Annotated in this window: 17 protein-coding genes and 2 pseudogenes; 12 read left to right on the top strand and 7 right to left on the bottom strand. The window is 69.4% G+C overall.

Features of this window, described 5'->3' with window-relative positions; genetic code table 11:
* The first annotated feature begins 110 nt into the window (after positions 1–110).
* Both ACFYMM_RS39200 and ACFYMM_RS39195 read left to right on the top strand, forming a co-directional pair.
* On the top strand, positions 111–2,819 hold the full coding sequence (locus ACFYMM_RS39200) for an ATP-binding protein (protein ID WP_388396218.1): 2,709 nt from the start codon (positions 111–113) through the stop codon (positions 2,817–2,819).
* A gap of 352 nt (positions 2,820–3,171) precedes the next feature.
* Positions 3,172–3,393, top strand: a complete 222-nt coding sequence (locus ACFYMM_RS39195) for a hypothetical protein (RefSeq protein ID WP_388396216.1) — start codon at positions 3,172–3,174, stop codon at positions 3,391–3,393.
* A gap of 4 nt (positions 3,394–3,397) precedes the next feature.
* On the opposite strand, the gene ACFYMM_RS39190 is transcribed toward ACFYMM_RS39195, so the two are convergent.
* Entirely contained in the window at positions 3,398–3,787 is a 390-nt protein-coding gene (locus tag ACFYMM_RS39190) for a hypothetical protein (protein ID WP_388396214.1), read from the bottom strand.
* A 217-nt stretch (positions 3,788–4,004) separates the two neighbouring features.
* Between ACFYMM_RS39190 and ACFYMM_RS39185 the strand changes: the two genes are divergently transcribed.
* Positions 4,005–4,880 (top strand): ArsR family transcriptional regulator, encoded by an 876-nt coding sequence (locus ACFYMM_RS39185; RefSeq protein ID WP_388396212.1) that lies wholly within the window; start codon positions 4,005–4,007, stop codon positions 4,878–4,880.
* A 161-nt stretch (positions 4,881–5,041) separates the two neighbouring features.
* Here the strand turns inward: ACFYMM_RS39185 and ACFYMM_RS39180 are convergent, their stop codons facing one another.
* Together ACFYMM_RS39180 and ACFYMM_RS39175 are read right to left on the bottom strand one after the other, a co-directional pair.
* Positions 5,042–5,656: a TetR/AcrR family transcriptional regulator gene (locus tag ACFYMM_RS39180; protein WP_388396210.1), complete on the bottom strand. Its 615-nt coding sequence runs from the start codon at positions 5,654–5,656 to the stop codon at positions 5,042–5,044.
* 176 nt (positions 5,657–5,832) lie between these two features.
* The gene (locus tag ACFYMM_RS39175) at positions 5,833–6,153 is read right to left on the bottom strand and encodes an acyl carrier protein (RefSeq protein WP_388396208.1); all 321 of its coding nucleotides are present in this window, start codon (positions 6,151–6,153) and stop codon (positions 5,833–5,835) included.
* A gap of 1,156 nt (positions 6,154–7,309) precedes the next feature.
* On the opposite strand from ACFYMM_RS39175, the gene ACFYMM_RS39170 reads away from it, so the two are divergent.
* The gene (locus tag ACFYMM_RS39170) at positions 7,310–8,773 is read left to right on the top strand and encodes an MFS transporter (protein ID WP_388396206.1); all 1,464 of its coding nucleotides are present in this window, start codon (positions 7,310–7,312) and stop codon (positions 8,771–8,773) included.
* Positions 8,774–8,886: 113 nt separating this feature from the next.
* Here the strand turns inward: ACFYMM_RS39170 and ACFYMM_RS39165 are convergent, their stop codons facing one another.
* Complete coding sequence (locus ACFYMM_RS39165) at positions 8,887–9,090, bottom strand: hypothetical protein (protein ID WP_388396204.1); 204 nt, start codon at positions 9,088–9,090, stop codon at positions 8,887–8,889.
* A gap of 904 nt (positions 9,091–9,994) precedes the next feature.
* On the opposite strand from ACFYMM_RS39165, the pseudogene ACFYMM_RS39160 reads away from it, so the two are divergent.
* Positions 9,995–10,105: pseudogene (locus ACFYMM_RS39160) on the top strand (hypothetical protein); the annotation flags it as partial.
* Here the strand turns inward: ACFYMM_RS39160 and ACFYMM_RS39155 are convergent.
* Positions 10,063–10,284: pseudogene (locus tag ACFYMM_RS39155) on the bottom strand (replication-relaxation family protein); the annotation flags it as partial. The pseudogenes ACFYMM_RS39160 and ACFYMM_RS39155 overlap by 43 nt on opposite strands.
* Positions 10,285–10,709: 425 nt before the next feature.
* Between ACFYMM_RS39155 and ACFYMM_RS39150 the strand changes: the two are divergent.
* The 5 genes from ACFYMM_RS39150 (at position 10,710) to ACFYMM_RS39130 (ending at position 14,860) form a co-directional block, all read left to right on the top strand.
* The gene (locus tag ACFYMM_RS39150; protein WP_067045496.1) at positions 10,710–10,913 is read left to right on the top strand and encodes a cold-shock protein; all 204 of its coding nucleotides are present in this window, start codon (positions 10,710–10,712) and stop codon (positions 10,911–10,913) included.
* 1,069 nt (positions 10,914–11,982) lie between these two features.
* Positions 11,983–12,348 (top strand): SdpI family protein, encoded by a 366-nt coding sequence (locus ACFYMM_RS39145; protein WP_388396201.1) that lies wholly within the window; start codon positions 11,983–11,985, stop codon positions 12,346–12,348.
* A 233-nt stretch (positions 12,349–12,581) separates the two neighbouring features.
* On the top strand, positions 12,582–13,241 hold the full coding sequence (locus ACFYMM_RS39140) for a sporulation delaying protein family toxin (RefSeq protein WP_388396198.1): 660 nt from the start codon (positions 12,582–12,584) through the stop codon (positions 13,239–13,241).
* Positions 13,242–13,331: 90 nt separating this feature from the next.
* Positions 13,332–13,934 (top strand): SdpA family antimicrobial peptide system protein, encoded by a 603-nt coding sequence (locus ACFYMM_RS39135; protein WP_388396195.1) that lies wholly within the window; start codon positions 13,332–13,334, stop codon positions 13,932–13,934.
* Positions 13,931–14,860, top strand: a complete 930-nt coding sequence (locus ACFYMM_RS39130) for a sporulation-delaying protein SdpB family protein (RefSeq protein WP_388396194.1) — start codon at positions 13,931–13,933, stop codon at positions 14,858–14,860. The genes ACFYMM_RS39135 and ACFYMM_RS39130 overlap by 4 nt, the downstream gene beginning before the upstream one ends.
* Positions 14,861–14,926: 66 nt before the next feature.
* On the opposite strand, the gene ACFYMM_RS39125 is transcribed toward ACFYMM_RS39130, so the two are convergent.
* Positions 14,927–15,253 (bottom strand): hypothetical protein, encoded by a 327-nt coding sequence (locus ACFYMM_RS39125; protein ID WP_388396192.1) that lies wholly within the window; start codon positions 15,251–15,253, stop codon positions 14,927–14,929.
* 198 nt (positions 15,254–15,451) lie between these two features.
* Here ACFYMM_RS39125 and ACFYMM_RS39120 point away from each other — a divergent pair, with 198 nt between their 5' ends.
* The gene (locus ACFYMM_RS39120; protein WP_388396190.1) at positions 15,452–15,595 is read left to right on the top strand and encodes a hypothetical protein; all 144 of its coding nucleotides are present in this window, start codon (positions 15,452–15,454) and stop codon (positions 15,593–15,595) included.
* 130 nt (positions 15,596–15,725) lie between these two features.
* Here the strand turns inward: ACFYMM_RS39120 and ACFYMM_RS39115 are convergent, their stop codons facing one another.
* Positions 15,726–16,358, bottom strand: a complete 633-nt coding sequence (locus ACFYMM_RS39115) for an NAD(P)-dependent oxidoreductase (RefSeq protein WP_388396187.1) — start codon at positions 16,356–16,358, stop codon at positions 15,726–15,728.
* 119 nt (positions 16,359–16,477) lie between these two features.
* Here ACFYMM_RS39115 and ACFYMM_RS39110 point away from each other — a divergent pair, with 119 nt between their 5' ends.
* A complete protein-coding gene (locus tag ACFYMM_RS39110; protein WP_388396184.1) occupies positions 16,478–17,080 on the top strand; it encodes a TetR/AcrR family transcriptional regulator in 603 nt (200 codons plus the stop codon).
* Positions 17,081–18,658 lie beyond the last annotated feature (1,578 nt).

The following is an 18,658-nucleotide window of genomic DNA, read 5'->3' as shown; positions in this document are numbered from 1 at the left end:
CTTGCCTTCCCCGCGGCCCGGAACGGCAGTTGAACGCGTCCAGCTCGCTGACCGAGAATGGTCCGACTGGCCTGTGCCGTTTCGGCGGCTGACCGTTTCCAGGGGGGGAAGTGGGCGGTAGTGCCTTTGGGGAGCTTCTGCGTGACTGTCGACTCTCGGCCGGGTGGACGCAGGACGAATTGGCCGACCGGTCAGGGGTGTCGGCCCACTCGATCAGTGTGTTGGAGGCGGGGCGGCGACAGCCGAGACTCTCCTCGGTGAGCCGGCTTGCCGAGGCCCTCGCACTCGATCCGCGCCGCCGCGAACAGTTGCTCGTGGCGGCGCGCACCGTGTCCGCCCCGGCCCGCTCGGCCGTCGCTGCCGAAACGGGACGGCCGCGCCCGGGGGCGCCCTGCCAGCTCCCCTACGACACCCGGCTGTTCACCGGCCGGGCCCGGGAGCTCGATCAACTGCTGGCGCTGGCCAGGTCGGCGCCGGCGGGCAGCGCCTCCGGCATGGTGGTGATCTCGGCGATCGACGGCATGGGCGGTGTGGGCAAGTCCGCGCTGGCCATTCGCGCCGGGCACCGCGTGCGTGCGCAGTTCCCGGACGGGCAGCTCTTCGTGGACCTCCACGGCCACACGGCCGGGATCGCCCCGGTCACCCCCGCCGACGCCCTGGACTGGCTGCTGCGTTCACTGGGCGTGGCGCCGCAGCAGATACCCGAGGACCTGAGCACCCGCGCCGCCCTGTACCGGGAACGGCTCGCCGACACACGCACCCTGATCGTCCTCGACAACGCTGCCAGCAGCGCACAGGTGCGTCCGCTCCTGCCAGGCACTTCCGGCTGCCTGGTCCTGATCACCAGCCGCAAGCGGCTGACCGGCCTCGACGACGCGCACAGCCTGGCCGTCGACCTTCTCCCGGACACTGACGCGGTGGCGCTGCTGCGAGAGGGCGCGGGCCCCGGTCGCGTCCCCGCCGGCCATCCGGCGGCCGACGAGCTCGTCCGGCTCTGCGGTCACCTGCCGCTGGCGATCCGTATCGCCGCCGCGCGGCTGCGCCACCACCGCGGCCTGGGCCTTCAGGATCTGGTGGACATGCTCCGCGACGAGCACCAGCGCCTGGCCCATCTGGCGGACGAGGACCGCAGCCTGACCGCTGTCTTCGCAACCTCCTTCGCCTCCATCGCCCCCGACGAACAGGACCTGCTGCGGCTGCTGGGCCGCTTCCCCGGCTACGACGTCGACACCTGTGCCGTCGCCGCCCTGGCCGGCACCGATCACCGCACAGCGGAACGCCTGCTGGAATCCCTGCTCCACCACAATCTGCTCATCCAGCGCACCCCGGGGCGCTACCTCTTCCACGACCTCGTCGGCCTCTACGCCCGGTCGATGGCCGAAGACCGTACCGGGGAGACGGACCGCAACGCCCCGCTGGCCAGGCTGGCCGGGTACTACCAGCACGCCGCCGCGCGGGCCAACGAACACCTGGCACGCCATACCCGCCCCGGCCGGCACCTCGAGTCGGCGGCACCGGCTGCCCTCCCCGCGCTGACGGACCGGGCCGAGGCCCTGGCCTGGATGCGCAGCGAGCACCGGAACCTGCTCGCACTCCTAGGGCACCCCGCCCTCGCGGCCCTCCCCTCGTTCACCGTGTCGATCTCCGCCGACCTGGCTGCCTTCCTCCTGCTGGAAGGGCGCTGGAGCCAAGCCGCCGCACTGCACCAGTCCGCAGTGACCGCGGCGGCAACCGCCGGCGACCGCCGCGGCGAGGCGGACGCCCTGTGCGACCTGGGCCGAGCCCGGCACGCGACCGGCGACTACCGGGCCGCCGCAGAGCTGTACGAGAGGGCTCTCGCGATCCACCGGGAGCTGGGCGACCGGCACGGCGAGGCCAACGACCTCCACGAGCTCGGCCGCATCCTGCTGCTGACCGGGGAGATCCGCGAGGCCGCCCGGCTGCACGAACGGGCCCTGGCAGCCTTCCGGGCCCTCGGCGACCGGCTCGGCGAGGCCCGTGCGCTGTGCGACCTGGGCCGGGCCCGGCACTCCTTGGGCGACTCCCCCGCCGCGATCGAGCTGACCTCACAGGTGCTCGCCCTCTACCGGACCATGGCAGACCGCCGCGGCGAGGCCGCCGCCCTGCACGACCTCGCCTACATCCTGGACGAGACGGGCGAACCCAACAGCGCCGGAGAGTACTACCAGGAGGCGCTGACGATCTACGAAGACCTCAACAGCGTGCAGGGAGTGGCGAACACCCTGCGCGGGCTCGGCCGCAGCCGACACGCCGTCGGCGACCACCGCGCCGCGGCCGAGCTGCACCAGCGCTCCCTGGACGCCTGCCGGGAGGCGGGCAGCCGCCACGGAGAGGCCGACTCGCTGCTCGGCCTGGGCCGGGCCCGCGACGCGCTGGGTGAGGACCGCGACGCCGTCGCGCTCTACCAGCAGGCGCTGGCGCTCTACCAGGACGTCGGCAGCCGTCTCGGTGAGACCAGCGCCCTGCTCGACCTCGCAGCCCTCACCGAACGGACGGCGGGCCCACGCTCGGCGATGACGCTCCACCAGCAGGCCCTAATACTCGCCCGCGACACCCACAGACCGCTGCACGAGGCACACGCCCTGGAAGGCGCCGCCCGCTGCGCCCTCGCTCTCGACGACCGCGCCGGCGCCCTGGCCTACCTGGAGGACGCCGTCGCCATCTACCGCCGGCTCGGCTCGCCCTCCGCCGCAGACACCGCTGACTGGCTCTCCGCCCTGCGGACCGATCCCGCTCCGGCAGCCCAGGCCCGGCCGCCGCAGTGGTCCACCAGCACGCCAAAGCGATCGAACCCCTGATTGCGCGGTCGCGCGGACGATCGGAGAGAGCATCCTGAGAGGGCGCGGCGTGGGCGGCGTCCGGCGCGCAGCAGCCGGACGCGGAGTCCAGGCCGGGCCGATGCCGACTTCAGCACCGGCCCGGCCCGAGGATCGGCGGCCGCCGGCTCCTCCGGGTCCGAACGGCAGGCGAACGTCAACCTCCCGTCATGGAGGCACCGTCCCGGGGCACCGAGGATGTGGTGCAACGCAGGGGCGAGAACAGGGACCATCCCGGGACCCCCACCTCGCCGTGCAACCAACCACTCTGCACGGTGTGTTGACGGGCCCCGGCCGTGATGCGACGCGCCCCTGCGCCGGTAGGAGAACCGACATGGTGATCAGTAACAGAGCCAAGGCCGCTGCCGCGGCGTCCCCCCTGCCCACCCGCGTCATGTCCGGCGGTACCGACGCGGCCCTGCCGATCACGGCCGGCGTCTACGCTGCCGCGGCGTTCGCCTCCGACCCGGCCTCACTCCCGTCGGCCTCGGTCCTCCGACGGCACCGACTCGACGCCCGCCACTGTTGGCTGTTTGCCGGCCGGTGCCCGGAGTGACGGATCAGCAGTGAGGAATGTTGGGGTCCCGGTTCACGGAGCGGGCATTGCCGTCGGCGTATCCGGCGAAGACGTAGGCGTTGCCGGTCCACCACCACCCGTTGCCGTCGTTGTAGTTGACCTCGTTCACCCGGTACCAGGTGTTGCCGTAGTTGCCGATGCTCTGGCCGACGGTCCAGCACTGGGCGTAGACCGAGCCGCCCGGAGGTACATCCGACCACCCGATCTTGCCGTCGGTGGTGTTGGGGTCGTTGTAGAGGCCGACCCAGTGGCCGACATTGATCGGGACGACGTCGTCGGCGGAGGCGCTGCCCGCTGACGTGATGAGCGCGCAGGCGCTCACGGCCGCGGCCGCCGCGAGAGTCGCGGTGCGGCGTCCGAATCTGATCCTCATACGGGTGCTCCTCACGGTGTGCTGTCAGTGGTGCGCTATGACGGCGCGCACTCAGCCTGGCTCGTCCGCAGATCGTCGGCCATGTCTTCTGTTCTCACTAAAAGGCTTGCAAACGGGGGAATTGGGTGTGTTGCGCATTGACTTGTCGACACAAGACCTGGCTCGGATCCGGTTCGCACCGCAGCCGGCGCCGCTCGTCGAGCTCAAGCTCACACTGATGATGCTGCAGCGCCCGGATTCGGAGCGGGTGTTCGGGCGGTGGCGGCGCGCATTACGGCAGCGCCTGCCCGGCACCACCCGCCCGCTGTGGGACCTGATCTCCGCGAACATCGGCCCGGCGTTCCTCGACCCGCTGAGCACGGACCTGGCGACCGGCCTGGACGCGGTCCGGGCCGCCCCCGTCACCCTGGTGCGGGCGGGTGTCGAACAAGCTTGGGCCGGGCGGAGGGGGCCCGTGCCCCCCTGGCTGAGGGATCTGGTCCACGGTGACGTCCTCTCCCGAGAGCGGTTGTGCCTGGGCCTGCACGACGCCTTCGACGCTGCGTTCGGCGTGACCTGGCCCCAAGTGACGGCCGGCCACAAGGCCGAGTTCGCTCGCTACGCTCTCGACGTGGCCGAGCGCGGGGTCGCCGGCGCGCTGGCCGCACTGTGCCCGGGCTCCCGGCTGGTCGACGGCTGCTGGGAGGTCGACGCGCCCTATTCGCGGCACGTGACGGCAGCCGGCCGTGGCCTGGTTCTCCTGCCCACGTTCCATTGGACCGGTGCCACTCTGGTCGGCGGCAACGAGGGCCAGCCACTGCTGGTGATCTATCCGGCCGGTCCGGGCACACCGGTCCTGCCCGCCGCTCTACGTGAGGACGCGCTCGCTCCCGTACTGGGCAGCACCCGAGCGCACACACTGCGCCTGCTGAGTGATCCACTGAGCACCAGCGAGCTGGCCGCCCACCTGGCCGTCAGCCCGAGCGCGGCCTCCACCCACGCGGCTGCCCTCCGCGGAGCCGGACTGATCGACACGGGGCGCAACGGCCGTGCGGTCCGGCACGAGCTCACGGCACTGGGCAAGCTCTTGACCAATGCCGCGGGCCAGGTGTGATTTCGGGGTTGTACGCCACCGGCACCTCATGGGCGTGGCTGGGTGGGGCCGGGTATCGCGCGCCAGTGGAACTGTGGGGTTTCGGGCCACCTCCGCTGGAGGAGGGTTTCGGCCGCCGGATCATCGACTCGTCGAAAGGACGAGCCGGGGTCGAGGTGATGTCAGCCCGGTACGGCGATGCCGTCCAGCAGCAGCTTCACGGCCGCCTGGAGTTCGCTCTCGAGAGCGCCTTGTTCGGCTGTCCTGGACTGTGACCAGCGGTAGAGAATTCCGAAGTAGACATCGTGCAGGACGTTTCCCACCTGCTCCGATGCCACGTCGGCAGCGAGTTCCCCCTTGCTGCGGCCCGCCTCCACGACCTCGGCGAATATGCGGCCGATGTAGGGCTCCTCGGTGAGCGGGCGGCCCGCCTTGACCCAGGCGGACAGCATGGCGGCGGTGAGGTCGCGTTCCTCTTCGTTGATACGTCCGAGGACGGCCATACACTCGTAGAGTCGGGACACCGCGTCGGCACCGTGAGCGGGCCCCTCCTCCCCGAGGGTGGCCAGCAGTTTCAGCCGACGCTGCTCGCCCCAGGCGCTGATGAGGTCGTCCTTGCGCTGGAAGTAGTTGAAGAAGGTTCCGCGTGCGACGTCGGCCTGCTCGGCGATCTCGTCGATCGACGTGTGGTCGTATCCCTGCTTGGTGAACAGGTCGAGTGCCGAGGCGTACAGGCGGTCCTTGACCCTCTGCTTGTTGCGTTCGCGACGGCCGATCGGCTGTGTGGTCTCTGGCATGAGCGAGCCCTCATTCTTCTCCGATCGTTCGGACGCCGCGCACGGCAACCGACACCCATAGAATTTATACTAGGGTATATCTATGGCTTGTGGTCACCATTGGTAGGGGGGACAGTGACATCGGGGCTGCCGGCCAGGTGGCGGCACGGCGGCCCCGACGTCACTCCACCCGACCTCTAGGCGGGTACCACGCGATGTCTGGTGAGGCTCTTGGAGATGCTCGCCGGGCTCTCCGTGCCCAGCAACTGCCCCAGCGGGACCTCGATGTTGCAGTCGGTGCGCAGCCGCCGTTGCGGCACCGTGGCCCTCAGCGAGTCGAGGCCGAAGTCACGCAGCGCCCGACGCGGGTCGAGCCCGCCCGGTGCCATGCCGAGGATGTCCGCGGCCTGCTGCAACAGCTCGTCGGTGGTGAACTCCCTTGGCGCAGCTGCCTGTTGAGCGGTGGCCTGTTGAGCGGTGGCCTGTTGTGCAGGGGGCTGCGGGGCCGGTGACGGCATCGCCGGCTCCGCAGGAAGCAGGGCGGGCCCGAACTCGGCGATCACCCGGCCGTCGATGCCCGGGCGGGCACATCGGCGACCGCCTGCTGTGTCCCTGCCGCGTCCCTGAGGGCGGCCACGCTCCAGAAGTGCTCGGGCAGGTCTTTCGCGAGCCGGACGTCGTCGAAGCCGGTCGGGACATACGCCTGCCCGGCGAACGGGACGAGGCCCAGGCGGCGAGGATCGACTGCAGGCAGCTTTCCCAGGCCGCGTGCGGGTGAGCCTGCGGTCGGCGCATGCGCGCCACTGCTTCCCGTCCCGCCACCACAGTCGCTCCACGCCCGCGAACGCCTCGCCGATCTCCAGGCCCTGTCCCCGCGCGAGTTCACCCCGCTAAAAAACGTTTTGCACACAAGATTCCGTGACGTGGATCACGACTTAGGTAAACTTGCCACTGTGCTTGAACTCCAGTCTATGATTATTCTCAAGTTCATAAATTGCTCGATGGCGGGGGAGCGGTGATCGAGGGCGCGCATCGCCGCCTGGCTCCCGACAACGGCACAGCTGCCGCGCGGTCGGAGTTCACGATCGAAGGGTCTTGAGGGCACCATGACGATGAGTCCCGAGTGCGTAATGCCCATGCCGCTGGTCTTCGTGGAGACGCACCGGTCCGTGACGAACCTGGTGCTGGCCGATTACGACCCCCTGTCGAGGCAGGTCCTCAAGCACGCGCTGCGTGCCGCAAGTGGCCGCGAGGGCCGTCGGCTGCCCCTGCTGGCGTGCCTGGACTCCTGCGGTGACGGCTTCGCTGAGGACCCTCACACGCCGGCCCCTGCGGCGCAGCGCGATCGCGGCCCGCGGCCCCGTCAGAGTGGTGTCCCGCGCCGGGATCCTGCCCGCGGTACGGCAGCGCCCGCACCCGCTCGACTTGCGCCACCTCACCCCACAACGGCTCATGGCCGTGGCCGCCGCATCGGGCGGGCTGACCCTCGACGACGTGTGGGGCGTGGCCCGGGCCGAGTTCCGCGAAGCCGGTGGGGCAGCGGCGCCGGAGCGGACCTGTGAACGTGCGTCACAACCCCGGCGCCCGGCGTGCCCCCGTCCGCCCGGCGACTTCCCGCCCGCAGGCGTCGCACTGCGGGACCCGCCACCATCCCTGCCACCCCGGGACCACCTTATGACCAGCAAACAAGCAGAAGCCGTCAACGCCGAGACCCCTGTGGCCGCCCCCGACACACCTGGCGCGGTCGCCCACCCCGGGATCGCCTTCACCCTGGCCGTCATCGGCTACTTCATGATCGCGGTCGACATGACCATCGTCAGTGTCGCCATGACACCGATCAGCCGCGGCCTGCACCTGTCCGCCGCCTCCTTGTCCTGGATCACCACGGCCTTCACCCTCACCTACGCCGGAGCGATGATGCTCGGCGGACGCGTGGTCGACCTGTTCGGGCGGCGCAACTCCTTCGTACTCGGCATCTCCTTGTTCACCCTCGCCTCGCTCGCCGCGGCACTGGCACCCAACGCCGCCGTGCTCATCGCCGCGCGTGCCGCACAGGGCGTCGGCGCCGCGATCACCACGCCGTGCACCCTCGCGCTCATCCTCGATCTCTTCCCCGAAGGCCCCAAGCGCCAGCGCGCCATGGGCACCTTCCAGGCGGTCATCGGGTCGGGCGCCGGATTCGGCCTCATCCTCGGCGGCCTGCTCACCGACGCCCTCGGCTGGCGGTGGCTGTTCCTCGTCAACGTCCCCGTGGGCGCCCTCATCCTGGCCCTGACCCCCCGCTTCCTGCCGCGCCCCACCCGGGAGCAGACCGCCGGATCCCGGCGCTTCGACATGGCAGGCGCCATGACGGTGACCCTGGCCCTGGCCCTGCTGATCTACACCCTCTCCGAGACGGCGCACCGCGGCTGGCTGAGCACCCCCACGCTCGGCGGCATCGCGGCCTCCCTTGCGCTGTTCGTCGCCTTCGGCTGGAACGAGCACCGCAGCCCTGACCCGCTGCTGCCACTGCGCATCCCGCGCAACCCCGTCGTCCACACCGCGAACCTGCGAGCCGCCCTGGTCTCCGGCGCGTTCCTGTGCGCTCTGGTCCTCGTCGCGCTCGACAACGAACAGGCCCTCGGCCAGTCACCGACCCGCGCCGGCCTGAGCCTGCTGCCGGCCGCCGTGATGATCCTCCCCATGGGCCGGATCGGCCCGAAGCTGGTCGCACGATTCGGTGTCCGCCACATGGCGATCGCCGCTCCCGCCGTCATGGCGGCGGGCCTGCTGTGGTTCGCCACCACCCCCTCGACCAGCTTCGTCGGCAGCCGGCTCGGCCCGGACATCCTCATCGGCTGCGGCGCCACCGTCGCCAACCTCGCCAACATGCTCTCCGCGACCAGCGGCGCCAAGCCCTCCGAGCGCGGCGTGGTCTCAGCCCTGCAGTACACCGCCCAGCAGACCGGAAGCTCCGCCCTGCCGGCGGCATTCACCGCCATCGCGGCCGCCCACACCAGCCGCCTGCTCGGCGGACACTCGGGGATCGGTCACACCGCCGCCCTGCACCAGGGCTTCCAGCAGGCCTTCTTCGCCGCCGCCATCGGCGGTCTCGTCGCAGTGCTGCTCGCGCTGCCGCGACGCCACTTCGCCGGCTGACCCGACCACCGCGCCCCCGACCGGCCGCTGCGCCCCGTCCGCAGTGGCCGGCCCCGCACCACCAGGCACAGCCCGCTCCCACCCACCGACCACACCAAGGACCAGCCATGCCTTCATCCCTGACCGAACACCTCCCCGCTCTCTTCGCGGCGTCCGGAGCGGGCCGCATGGCCCTCCAGGACCTCGACTTCCAGCCGCTGATCACGGACGGCCGGGTGGGCGCCGAGATCCACCGCCTGTACGGCACGCAGGAGACCGGCGCCGACGGCCCCGCGGCGGCGGGTGGTCTTCGCGTACGCCGAGGGCGAGGGAACCACCTGGCCAGAGGCCGCGGCCGCCACCGGCGCCACCGACCCGCAAGCCTTCGGCGAGCACGTGCGACGCAAAACCAAGCGGATCGCCGCCGAACAGCAACGCCGCCTCGCACAGCGGCGGCTCAGCCCAACGAGTCCCTAACCGCTGATGGCGAAGAGGGTTGCGCCACTAGCCCCCTAGCGGTGTAGAGGCCGCGATTCAAGCCGACAGAGGCAGGAAACCAGCAGGTCACGGCCTTGAATGCGGGTTCCCTCGTCAGCAACGCGAGGTCCGCCGCCGAGGCTTGCGCTGCTAACCCTGTGCTCCCCCACTCTTCGGCACTGTCAGATCCGCTGCCTGCGACGTCAGGGCTGGGACTGCTGCACGCTCCGCCCCGCACGCGCACCAGGCGTGTGCGGGGCTCCGAGCCCGAAGGACAACCGACATGACCACCCGCCCGACCGCGCGCCGCATCGTCGTCTGGACCGCCCCTCCCCTCGCCGCCGGCCTGGCTCTGGTCGCCAAGTCCTACCTCGGCGCCCCGGGTGGACCATCGGGCTCGTAACCCTGGCGGGTGCTCTGCCTGGTGTCCTGTCGGCGCTGCTGCCGCAGGAGTCTGGGCACCGGCGCGATGTGTGGCGGGACGTACTCCGCCACCGTGAGCGCATGGCACGTCTGAGCATCACGGCCAACACGGCACGAGCCGACGCCGCACAAGTCCGAATGATCATCACGCGCAGTCCGGCTGACCCGAGCAGGCGGCCGGCCTACCGGTTCTAGGTCGGCCCGCGCCGCGTTGGCGGCCGCTGGGCTAAGCGGAGCCTTCCGGTGAACATCCTCCAAGAGATCTTCCAACCGAGCGCCCGCCACCCTCACGAGGAACGACAGCGCCTGTAGTGGACGCGCGACGACGAGAGCCAGAGCGATCCCTGCCGCGGGCCGATCGACCTCGACAGCGGCATCGTGGGTTCGGGCCATTCGGAGGCGACGTCCACGCCGTATTGCGTGGCGAACCACACCCGGGTGCGGCCGGCCTGAGGCAGAGTGACGCGGTCGATGAGCCCCTCGCCGCGCAGCTTGGCCAGACGCCGCCGCGTCTGCTCGATCCGCACCCCGGGCGCGATCACCAGGTGCATCTGCTCGGTCGTCGCCATCCGGTACTGCGCCAGTACCGCGAGTGCCAGCCGGTCCCCGCCGCCGGCGTCCACATTCAGCATCACTCTGCTGCCCTTCGCGTACGGTGCGGCGCCGGCCTTCTCCGGCACCGCGCATACGTCCAGGCCAGCAGCCGCCTCCGACCAGACCACCGACCACGAAGGCCCGACCAGCGTCACGATGCGATAACCCCGCCCCCGACCCCGCCCGCAACCCCTCCCACATCCCCGCCGACAACCCGGCCGACAACGCTCCGCGCCCATCGGACGCCTGCCGACGTAGCCGCAGCTCACCACGCCTCTTAGGTGTGGTCGGGGAGCCCGACATCCCCTCTACGCCCCCGAGTCCACGCCCCACAGCAGTCCCGTTCGCCCGTGATCGCATCGCGGGCGTTTTTGCTGTTCACGCCTCTCCGGACCAGGGCGATCACCTCCGGATCTTGCACGGTGCGGGATCCGATACGAGTCCCTTCGAAGGAGACAGGCACATGGCCAAGGGCACTGTGAAGTGGTTCAACGCGGAAAAGGGCTTCGGTTTCATCGAGCAGGAAGGCGGCGGCCCTGATGTCTTCGCCCACTACTCGAACATCGTCGCGCAGGGCTTCCGCGAGCTGCAGGAGGGCCAGAAGGTCGAGTTCGACGTCACGCAGGGCCAGAAGGGCCCGCAGGCGGAGAACATCCGCCCCCTGTAACGCCACACGCAAGCAAGGCCCCAGCTGGTGGGTACATCCCGGCTGGGGCCTCTTCGGTCCTACCCCCGTCCCGCGGGAGGTTTCCGGTCCTTCGACGGGACGGGGTCATGATGCCCGCAGGGTGCTTGGCGTCTGCGGGACCCGCCGACCTCCGTGATGCCTGGGGTGCGGGGCCGGGCGGGCGATCGGGTGCTGGGCCGCCCCTGCGGGGCAGAGACGGTCCAGCGTCTCCAGCGCTGGCCCCACGTGGGTCGCGTCGTTGTAACCGATGACGACGACACCCACCTGGTCGGCAGGGCGATGCCCCATGCCCAGGGCCCGCAGGATTGCGCCCTCGTTGGGCATCGCACCCTGCTCGCCCCCGTCGACACCGGGCGAGGAGAGTGATCAGGCCCGGGGGGTTGGGCCGACCGCCGGCCAAGCGATCCACCCCGCCGGGGCCAAGCAGGGCATGCTGACGGTGAAGGCGATCATCTGGACCCGGGGTGGCCGCCTGGGATGCGGGACGCCTGGACGCCGTCATGGCCGAGGTCAGCCCCCATCGCCAGGCGTGACGGTCTCGGCGCATCCCGGCTGCCCAAGGGCCTGCGGGCCCACAGCACACTGCCCTCCGACCAGGCGGCGGTGGGTGAGGCCGCGCAGCGGCGGACGGCAGCCGGCGTGCGGCGCAGGCTGGCTGCCGCTTCCTGATTCGTCGTGACTTACGGTCGTGATCGTGGCTGACCATCCCATGCCCGCGGCCACCCACCGCACTGATCAGAAAGACGCGCTACAGATCACGAACTACGGCTGCCGTGTCTTGATGTCCAGGTGCACCAGTACCGGCTTGTGTTCGCAGCGGCCGATGAAACGGGCAGGTTGATCAAGCCGGATTGCTTACCGACGTTCGGGCGTCCTGCGGAAGCCAGGTGGGGCTCCTCCGGTCGTCACGGCTGCCAAAAAGCGGTATTGCCAACTCCATTTGCTGAGCCACGAGTTGGGCCCGTTTTCTATTTGAGCGAACCGAACGGTTGTGCAATGATGTCATCACGGCATCACAGGACTCTGCTGGGGGAGATGAGTCGAACTGATGAATACCCATCTCGTGGTGGGGATTGTTCTGGCCGTGCTGTATCTGTCGGTAGCCGTGGGCGTCTTGACCACCGTCCGCGCGAGCCGCAACGGCACCCTGCGCCGGAATATACTGGTAGGCGTGCGGACGTCCGCGACGCTCTCTGACGACGCCGCTTGGCGCGCAGCGCATCACGAAACCCGGCGCCCCTATGTTCTGTTGGTTCCGGCATTGGTCGCAGGCGCGATCGCGGTGCTGGTCAACGCATTTGCGCAGGGCCCTTTCTGGGGCTTTGCGGTGATCGTCGGGGTGAGCGGCGTCATCGACCTCGTGATCGCGGGCCGCTCCGTTTCGGCGGCGAACACGGCCGCGCGCCGCTCCTGACCCCACCCTTTTCCAGGCTCCGGTGGCGGAGTCCGCAAGTAAGCGGCCCTCCACCACCGGCTCTGACGCCGTTGGTCCGGCACCGTCCGGTACCGACGGGACCCACCGCATGAGCTGGCATGAACCAGCGGTTCGCCCTCGTTCGCCGTCGCAAGGTCACGTGGCGGAGCGCTGGCCGGTCCTGCCCCGAGGCGGTGGAGCACGTACACGACGACGATTTGAGGTTACCTCACATGAACCTGAAGAAGACCGGTGCGGTCGTCGCTGCGGCGGCTGTGCTGAGCGTCGGCGCCGCCTACGGCTCGGCGTCCGCGTCCAGTGAGCCGGCGGCTGCCCACACGGCGGTCAAGCCGGCGCAGCACCACGTGAAGTACTCTGACGACGACATCGTCGGCCTGCTCGTCTTCGGCAAGGGCAAGGCGGCGGACGACCACCCCGACCTCGCCCGGCAGATCCGCTCCCACCGGTCTGCCGAGAACGACAAGGTGACGCTCGTACAGATCGCCGAGTTCACCAAGGCGCTCAAGGGCGTGGACAGAGATTTCCACGCCAAGGTGACGGTGGCGGTCCAGATCAACGACCCGTTCGCCGCCAAGGCCGGCATGCAGCGGCTCGGTGACGACATCAAGACGGTCCTCGCCAAGATAAAGCAGGCCGGCGTCAACAGCCCGGACCGGGCCAACGGATGGCTCTGGCACGACGCCAATGTCGTGATCGAGATCAACGCTGTCGGCGCCATCAACGGCGTCGTCTACGCCAACGTGGCCGGCGCCACCGAGGCCGTGGTCACCCTCGTAGTGGTCCCGTCCGCCGTGAGCTACGGCTTCGACCTGCGCCAGCCCAACAGCCTGGACGCCGACAACCTGGTGTCCTCGGTGGCGACGGCCCTGTAGCCGCTCCCGCCGCGCCGGGGCACCTCGCCCCGGCGCGGCGGAACCCCGGCGTCCGTCAGACCGTTCACCACCGCAGAGGATCGCGCCCCGATGGCAAGCAACGCCACCGATGTCCCGTCCGAACCGGCCAGTCCGGGAGCCGGATCGCTACGGCAGCTCACCCTGTTCTGCATCGCCTGCCTCGTGATATTCGGCTATCTCGCCGCCGGTCTCTTCTACACCCTGCCGAGCAACGCGCTGAGCAGCCGACACTCAAGGGGTACACGCTCGGTTTTCAATACTATAGTCCCGGAGAACTGGGCGTTCTTCACCCGTAACCCACAGACCACGCAGACCGGTGTCTACGCTCAGCGTGCCGACGGTTCGATACGGAATCTTCTCAGAACGCCACAGGCCGATCCGTCGAATTTTTTCGGGCTTTCACGCAGGCAACGCGCCCAAGGACCAGAGCTGGGCTATTTGAACGCCAACGCGGCGGGAAAATGGACTGACTGCACCGGTTATCTGGACGACTGCGTCAAAGAGGCCTCCTCAAAACCGGCGGTCCAGGTGAAGAACACCAATCCGGTGCCGACCGTGTGCGGCGATGCATATCTCACCCAGGAAGAAACAGTCCCGTGGAGTTTCCGCAATCAGGTTCCCTACGTCAGGCGCGTGCTCAAGGTCGCTCATCTGGACGTCCGATGCGGGTGAGCGATGCGTTGCAGTCGTGTGCCGGTTGGCTGGAAGCCCGCACCGCCCGGCACGATCTGCGGAGCCGGTGGTTCGGGGCCGGCCGCACGGTCATGGCCGGGGCCCAGCTCAGCGTCCTGCTGCTGACGCCCATCAAGGCCCTGCTCATCCCGGTCGTCGCAATGGGGGAATACCCCCGCTGCGACGGGGTCCGGGCCGCCTCGGCACTGTGCATCGGGAACGACTCGGTGGGTGCCGAGCCCCGCCGATGGCTGCTCGTCGTCATTTTCGCGGTCGTGGCCAGCGGATACCGGCCACGCTGGACGGCCATTCCGCACGCCTGGGCCACCTATTCGGTCGCCGTGAGCATCGCCGTACCCGACGGCGGCGAGTCAATCGGAATGATCATGGCGCTGCTGATGACTCCCATCGCTCTGGCGGACGACCGCACCTGGCACTGGCAGGCACCCACCACCGAAACGGGACGATCCTGGCAAACAGTCACCTTCGCCGCATTCCTCGCTATCCGGGTGCAGATCGCTTACCTCTACCTCGACAGTGCCGTCAGCAAGTTCGGAGTGGCCGACTGGGCCAACGGCACCGCGGAGTACTACTTCCTGCGCGACAACATGTTCGGCGTGGCCCGGCCCTGGGACTCGCTGTTCCTCTCGATGTCGAAGAACTCCCTCGTGGTGGTGGCGCTCACCTGGGGGGCGCTCGTCATCGAACTCGCCATCGGTGTGTGTGTCCTCGCATCGGACCGGTGGCGCAAAGCCGCACTGGTGATGGACATCGTGCTACACGGCTCGATCATCCTCACCATGGGGCTGTGGAGCTTCGCCACGGTGATGATCGGCTCCGCGATCGTCTGCGCGACCCCGCAGCGCAAACCACCCCAACCACTCACCGCACCGGTCATGACGGCGCCGCTGGTGACGACGGCCTGAGCCGTGACATCCGAGGGCTGCCAGCGGACAACGCCCGTCCGGAAGGGCGTTGTCCGCTGCCGTCGTTCACCCAGCGACCAGCGGTGCACCGATACGAAACCGGCTGCCATTGCGCGCGCCGAGCCGGGCGGTGAGAGTCACACGACGCGCTTGCGCATCTGCGCTGAACTCGACACTCGACTCGGCAAGCCGTGCATCCTGCTGCCACCGGTAGCGGAAGAACACAGCCACACGGTGCTCGCCGCTGCCGATCGGCATCTCCACACTCCCCCAGCGAGCAGGGAACTCACGCCCGTCCACCTCGACAACAGGCCGGGTCAGCAGATGATGGAACCACGCGGCTGACAAGGACGGTTTGACCGTCACCGACAGAACTGCCCCGTCAGAACTCATGAGTTGATCGTAGCAACGCGACCCAGCCACCACACGTCTGAGCTGAGCCAGTACCGGATCACCACCACCAGGCACCGACACTGCCGCGCTGGCGCTACGAGGTGACCGGCTATCCGGCCGGCTGGTCGGTGGCCGCCGCCCGAGCCGCGATCACCACAGACGCCCGAATGGAAGGCCCGATACGCGGTCCGCTCCGGAGTGGAAAGCACGGTCAACGAGTTCGCCCACGGACACGGCATACGGCGCTGCCGCTACCGAGGACAGGGAAAGGTCCACGTCCAGCACGTATTGAACGGCCATCGCCGTCACCATCGAGCGCCTCGGCAAACCGTCACCGGCTGAGGAAGCCCCCACACCCCGCCAGCCGACTGCCTTCCAGAACTGCCTCGACCAGCGCGAGATCCCTCGCCCGAAGTCCTGGCGGACCCTGGCTGTTGACTTCGCCGACACCAAGATCTGCGACAGAGTCAAGCTAATACGCCACCCCTACCCCCTCCTTCATTGTCCCGGGATCATCGATCATCCCCAGCATCGCGTGAGCGACGTCCGCCCGTGCGATGAACCGGCCCCGGCGCGGGAAGCCACCGACGACGACCCGGTACGAGCCGGTGAGGGGCTTGTCCTGCAGCCGCGGTGGCCGTACGGACGTCCAGTCCGTGCCGCTGCGAGCCAGCTCGTCCTCCATCTCCCGCAGGTCGGCGTAGACGTCCTTGAGCAGTGCCGAGACGATCCCGCGAACGCCGCGGTCGAGGAAGCCGTCACCCTCCGGCTCGGGACCCACCGGAGCCGCGCTGACCACGAGCACCCGGCGCACGCCCTCGGCCTCCATGGCCCGCAAAACCGTACGGGTCAGCCGGGCCGCGACCCCGGCGCTCTTGCGGCTGCGGGCCCCCAGACCTGAGAGGACTGCGTCCCGGCCGACGACCGCGGGTCGTACCGCCTCCGGGTCGGTGAGGTCGGCACGGAAGACCTCCAGGCCGGCCCCGGTCAACTCGAACCGGGCTGGGTCCCGCACCACGGCAGTGACCCGGTGGCCCGCGGTGAGCGCCTGCCGAACGACCTCCTGCCCGATTCCTCCGGTGGCGCCGAAAACGGTGAGGTTCATTGGCCCACTCCAATTCTCCACCAGTGGGTGAGTATTCACTCACAGTGTGCGTCTAGTGTGAGTAAGTACTCACCCACTCGTCAAGACCTGTTGGACACGTCATGCGATCCTTGGGCGCCATGGAGCAGAAACCGGCCCGCGCCCGCATCCTCGACGCCGCCCACGAGCTCATGCTCACCGTCGGTCTAGCCCGCGCCACCACCAAGGAGATCGCCAGGGCGGCGGACTGCTCCGAGGCCGCCCTCTACAAGCACTTCACCAGCAAGGAGGAGCTGTTCATCGAGGTCCTGCGCGAGCGGCTCCCAGGACTGGGCCCGCTGCTGCGCGCCCTCACCGCCGAGCCGGGCAGGCACACCCTCGAGGAGAACCTCACAGAGATCGCCCGGCAGGCGGCCCTGTTCTACGAGCAGAGCTTCCCGATCGCGGCCTCCCTCTACGCCGAGACCCAGCTCAAGAAGCGTCACGACGACGCGATGCGGCAAATGGGATCCGGCGCGCACAAACCCATCGAGGGCCTCGACGCGTACCTCCGCGGCGAACAGGCGGCCGGCCGCGTCCACCCCGACGCGGACACCTTCGCGGCCGCCTCCCTCCTCCTGGGCGCCTGCGCCCAGCGCGCCTTCGCCTACGACGCCACGAGCGACGGGCAGCCGCCCCCCGTGGACGACTTCGCCCGACGGATGGCCCGCACGGTGTTGAGAGGAATCGCCGTATGCGACTGAGACTGCGCAAGTTCCGGCCGGGAACCGGCCCGTACGAACACCGGATCCTCCTCCTGCGAGGCATCGGTCAGTCTCGCGTCACTCTTGCTCTGGGCAAGATCCGTTGAAGACGGGCCCTAGCTTGATCTTTAATGGCTGGCGTCGAATGGTGCCTCGAACTTGATCACTCGGTTCGGTAACCGACTTACGCCAAAGCGGCCGCCAGCGGACCAACGGAGTGCCGAGTGTGTTGAGCAGCTGCTCGACCCCGCCCTCGGCCGTCGTGCACGCGTACGCGGCTCGGACCTCGCTCAGACGGCAGCGCGCTCTGCTCCAGCAGGGGGCGAGGATAACGCTGTGGCAGGCCTTGAGTGCCGTGGCCACCTGGAGGCGAGCTTCCCGGTCGCCATCTATCAGGTTGCGGGCCCAGGAGCGGTGTACGGGGTGGAAGTCGAGGTTCTCCAGTTCGAGTGCATCAGGGCGAGGGGAGCCGCCATCAGGTTGTCCGCCGCCTCGTCGAGGGATGCCGTGTCTCCCATCAGGCTCATTGCGTCGATCAGCGGACCGCGCGTGGGAATCAACGCGGCTAGCGGGCCGGCCTGTTCACCCAGCCGTCCAGGTACATGGCGGGGCTGAGCCCGCGTCAGCGTCGCGCTCGCCAGGTGGCCCGTCTGATCGTGGCGGCCGACGGCCACGCCGGCAACGTCGACGTCGTCGCGCTGACTGACATCGAGACCGATCTCGGTGTCAGCCGGACCACGGCCGGGGGACTGCTTCAGGAGGCGGCCGAGCTGCTCGCCTCCGGCTATGACCCCACGCCATGTACGTGCCTCAGAGCTGGCGCTGACGGGTCGGGACACGCCGGAGCGGGGCAGCACCCATCGGGTGCCGCCCCGACGTCCGTGGCGGGCGGTCAGGTCGGCAGCGCCGGAGGGGCCGGGCCGGTTCGAGCGCGGTCCAGCACGGCTCCCCAACCTGGCGGTCAGATCCGTGTGTTCAGATTCCGCTTAGCGCGTCAGACCATGAGGTGTCTAGACCTTTAGGTCTCACTCCACTCATCGAGGGGTGAGTTTGAGTGTGCCGCAGATGCTGCGCAGTTTCAGTGGTCGGCGGGAGCCGTGTGAGGCGGGGTCGGCAGGGAAGACATGATCCAGATTCGATCTGGATTCTATTTTGAAGCACAGATCTGAGCACTCAACCCAGGCCTCCACAGTACCGGGACGGGAGCAGCCCCCGGGCTTCTTCTCTCCGAAGCCGCCCTCCGACTCATCGTCACGTTCCTTCCCCCCTTCCCCCAGCCGCACAACCCCACCCCCTTGCTGCTGCACGGGCCGGAGGCCCGTTTGCCGCGCGCAGCGCGGTGGAGGCTGGAGCGTAGCGGAAGCCTCGGGCCGGATGGAGGCTGGCATCGGACTGCAACGCAGTCCGACTCACTCCCGAATCGCAGCGGAGGGAGTGTCAGTTCGCTTGCGAAGCAAGCGAACTGGGCGGTGAGCGCAGCGAACCGCCAGCGCTCACGCGGAGCGTGAGCGCAACCCGGGCGCGTAGCGCCCGGGTTCGCTGGCATCGCGCGCAGCGCGATGGGACCCGCTCCGCGGG

Origin of the sequence: Streptomyces sp. NPDC006739 (genome assembly GCF_042869815.1) — a bacterium.
Lineage (GTDB): Bacteria > Actinomycetota > Actinomycetes > Streptomycetales > Streptomycetaceae > Streptomyces.
Note: the sequence above shows the minus strand (reverse complement) of the source record. Positions and strands in the feature narration are given on the sequence as shown.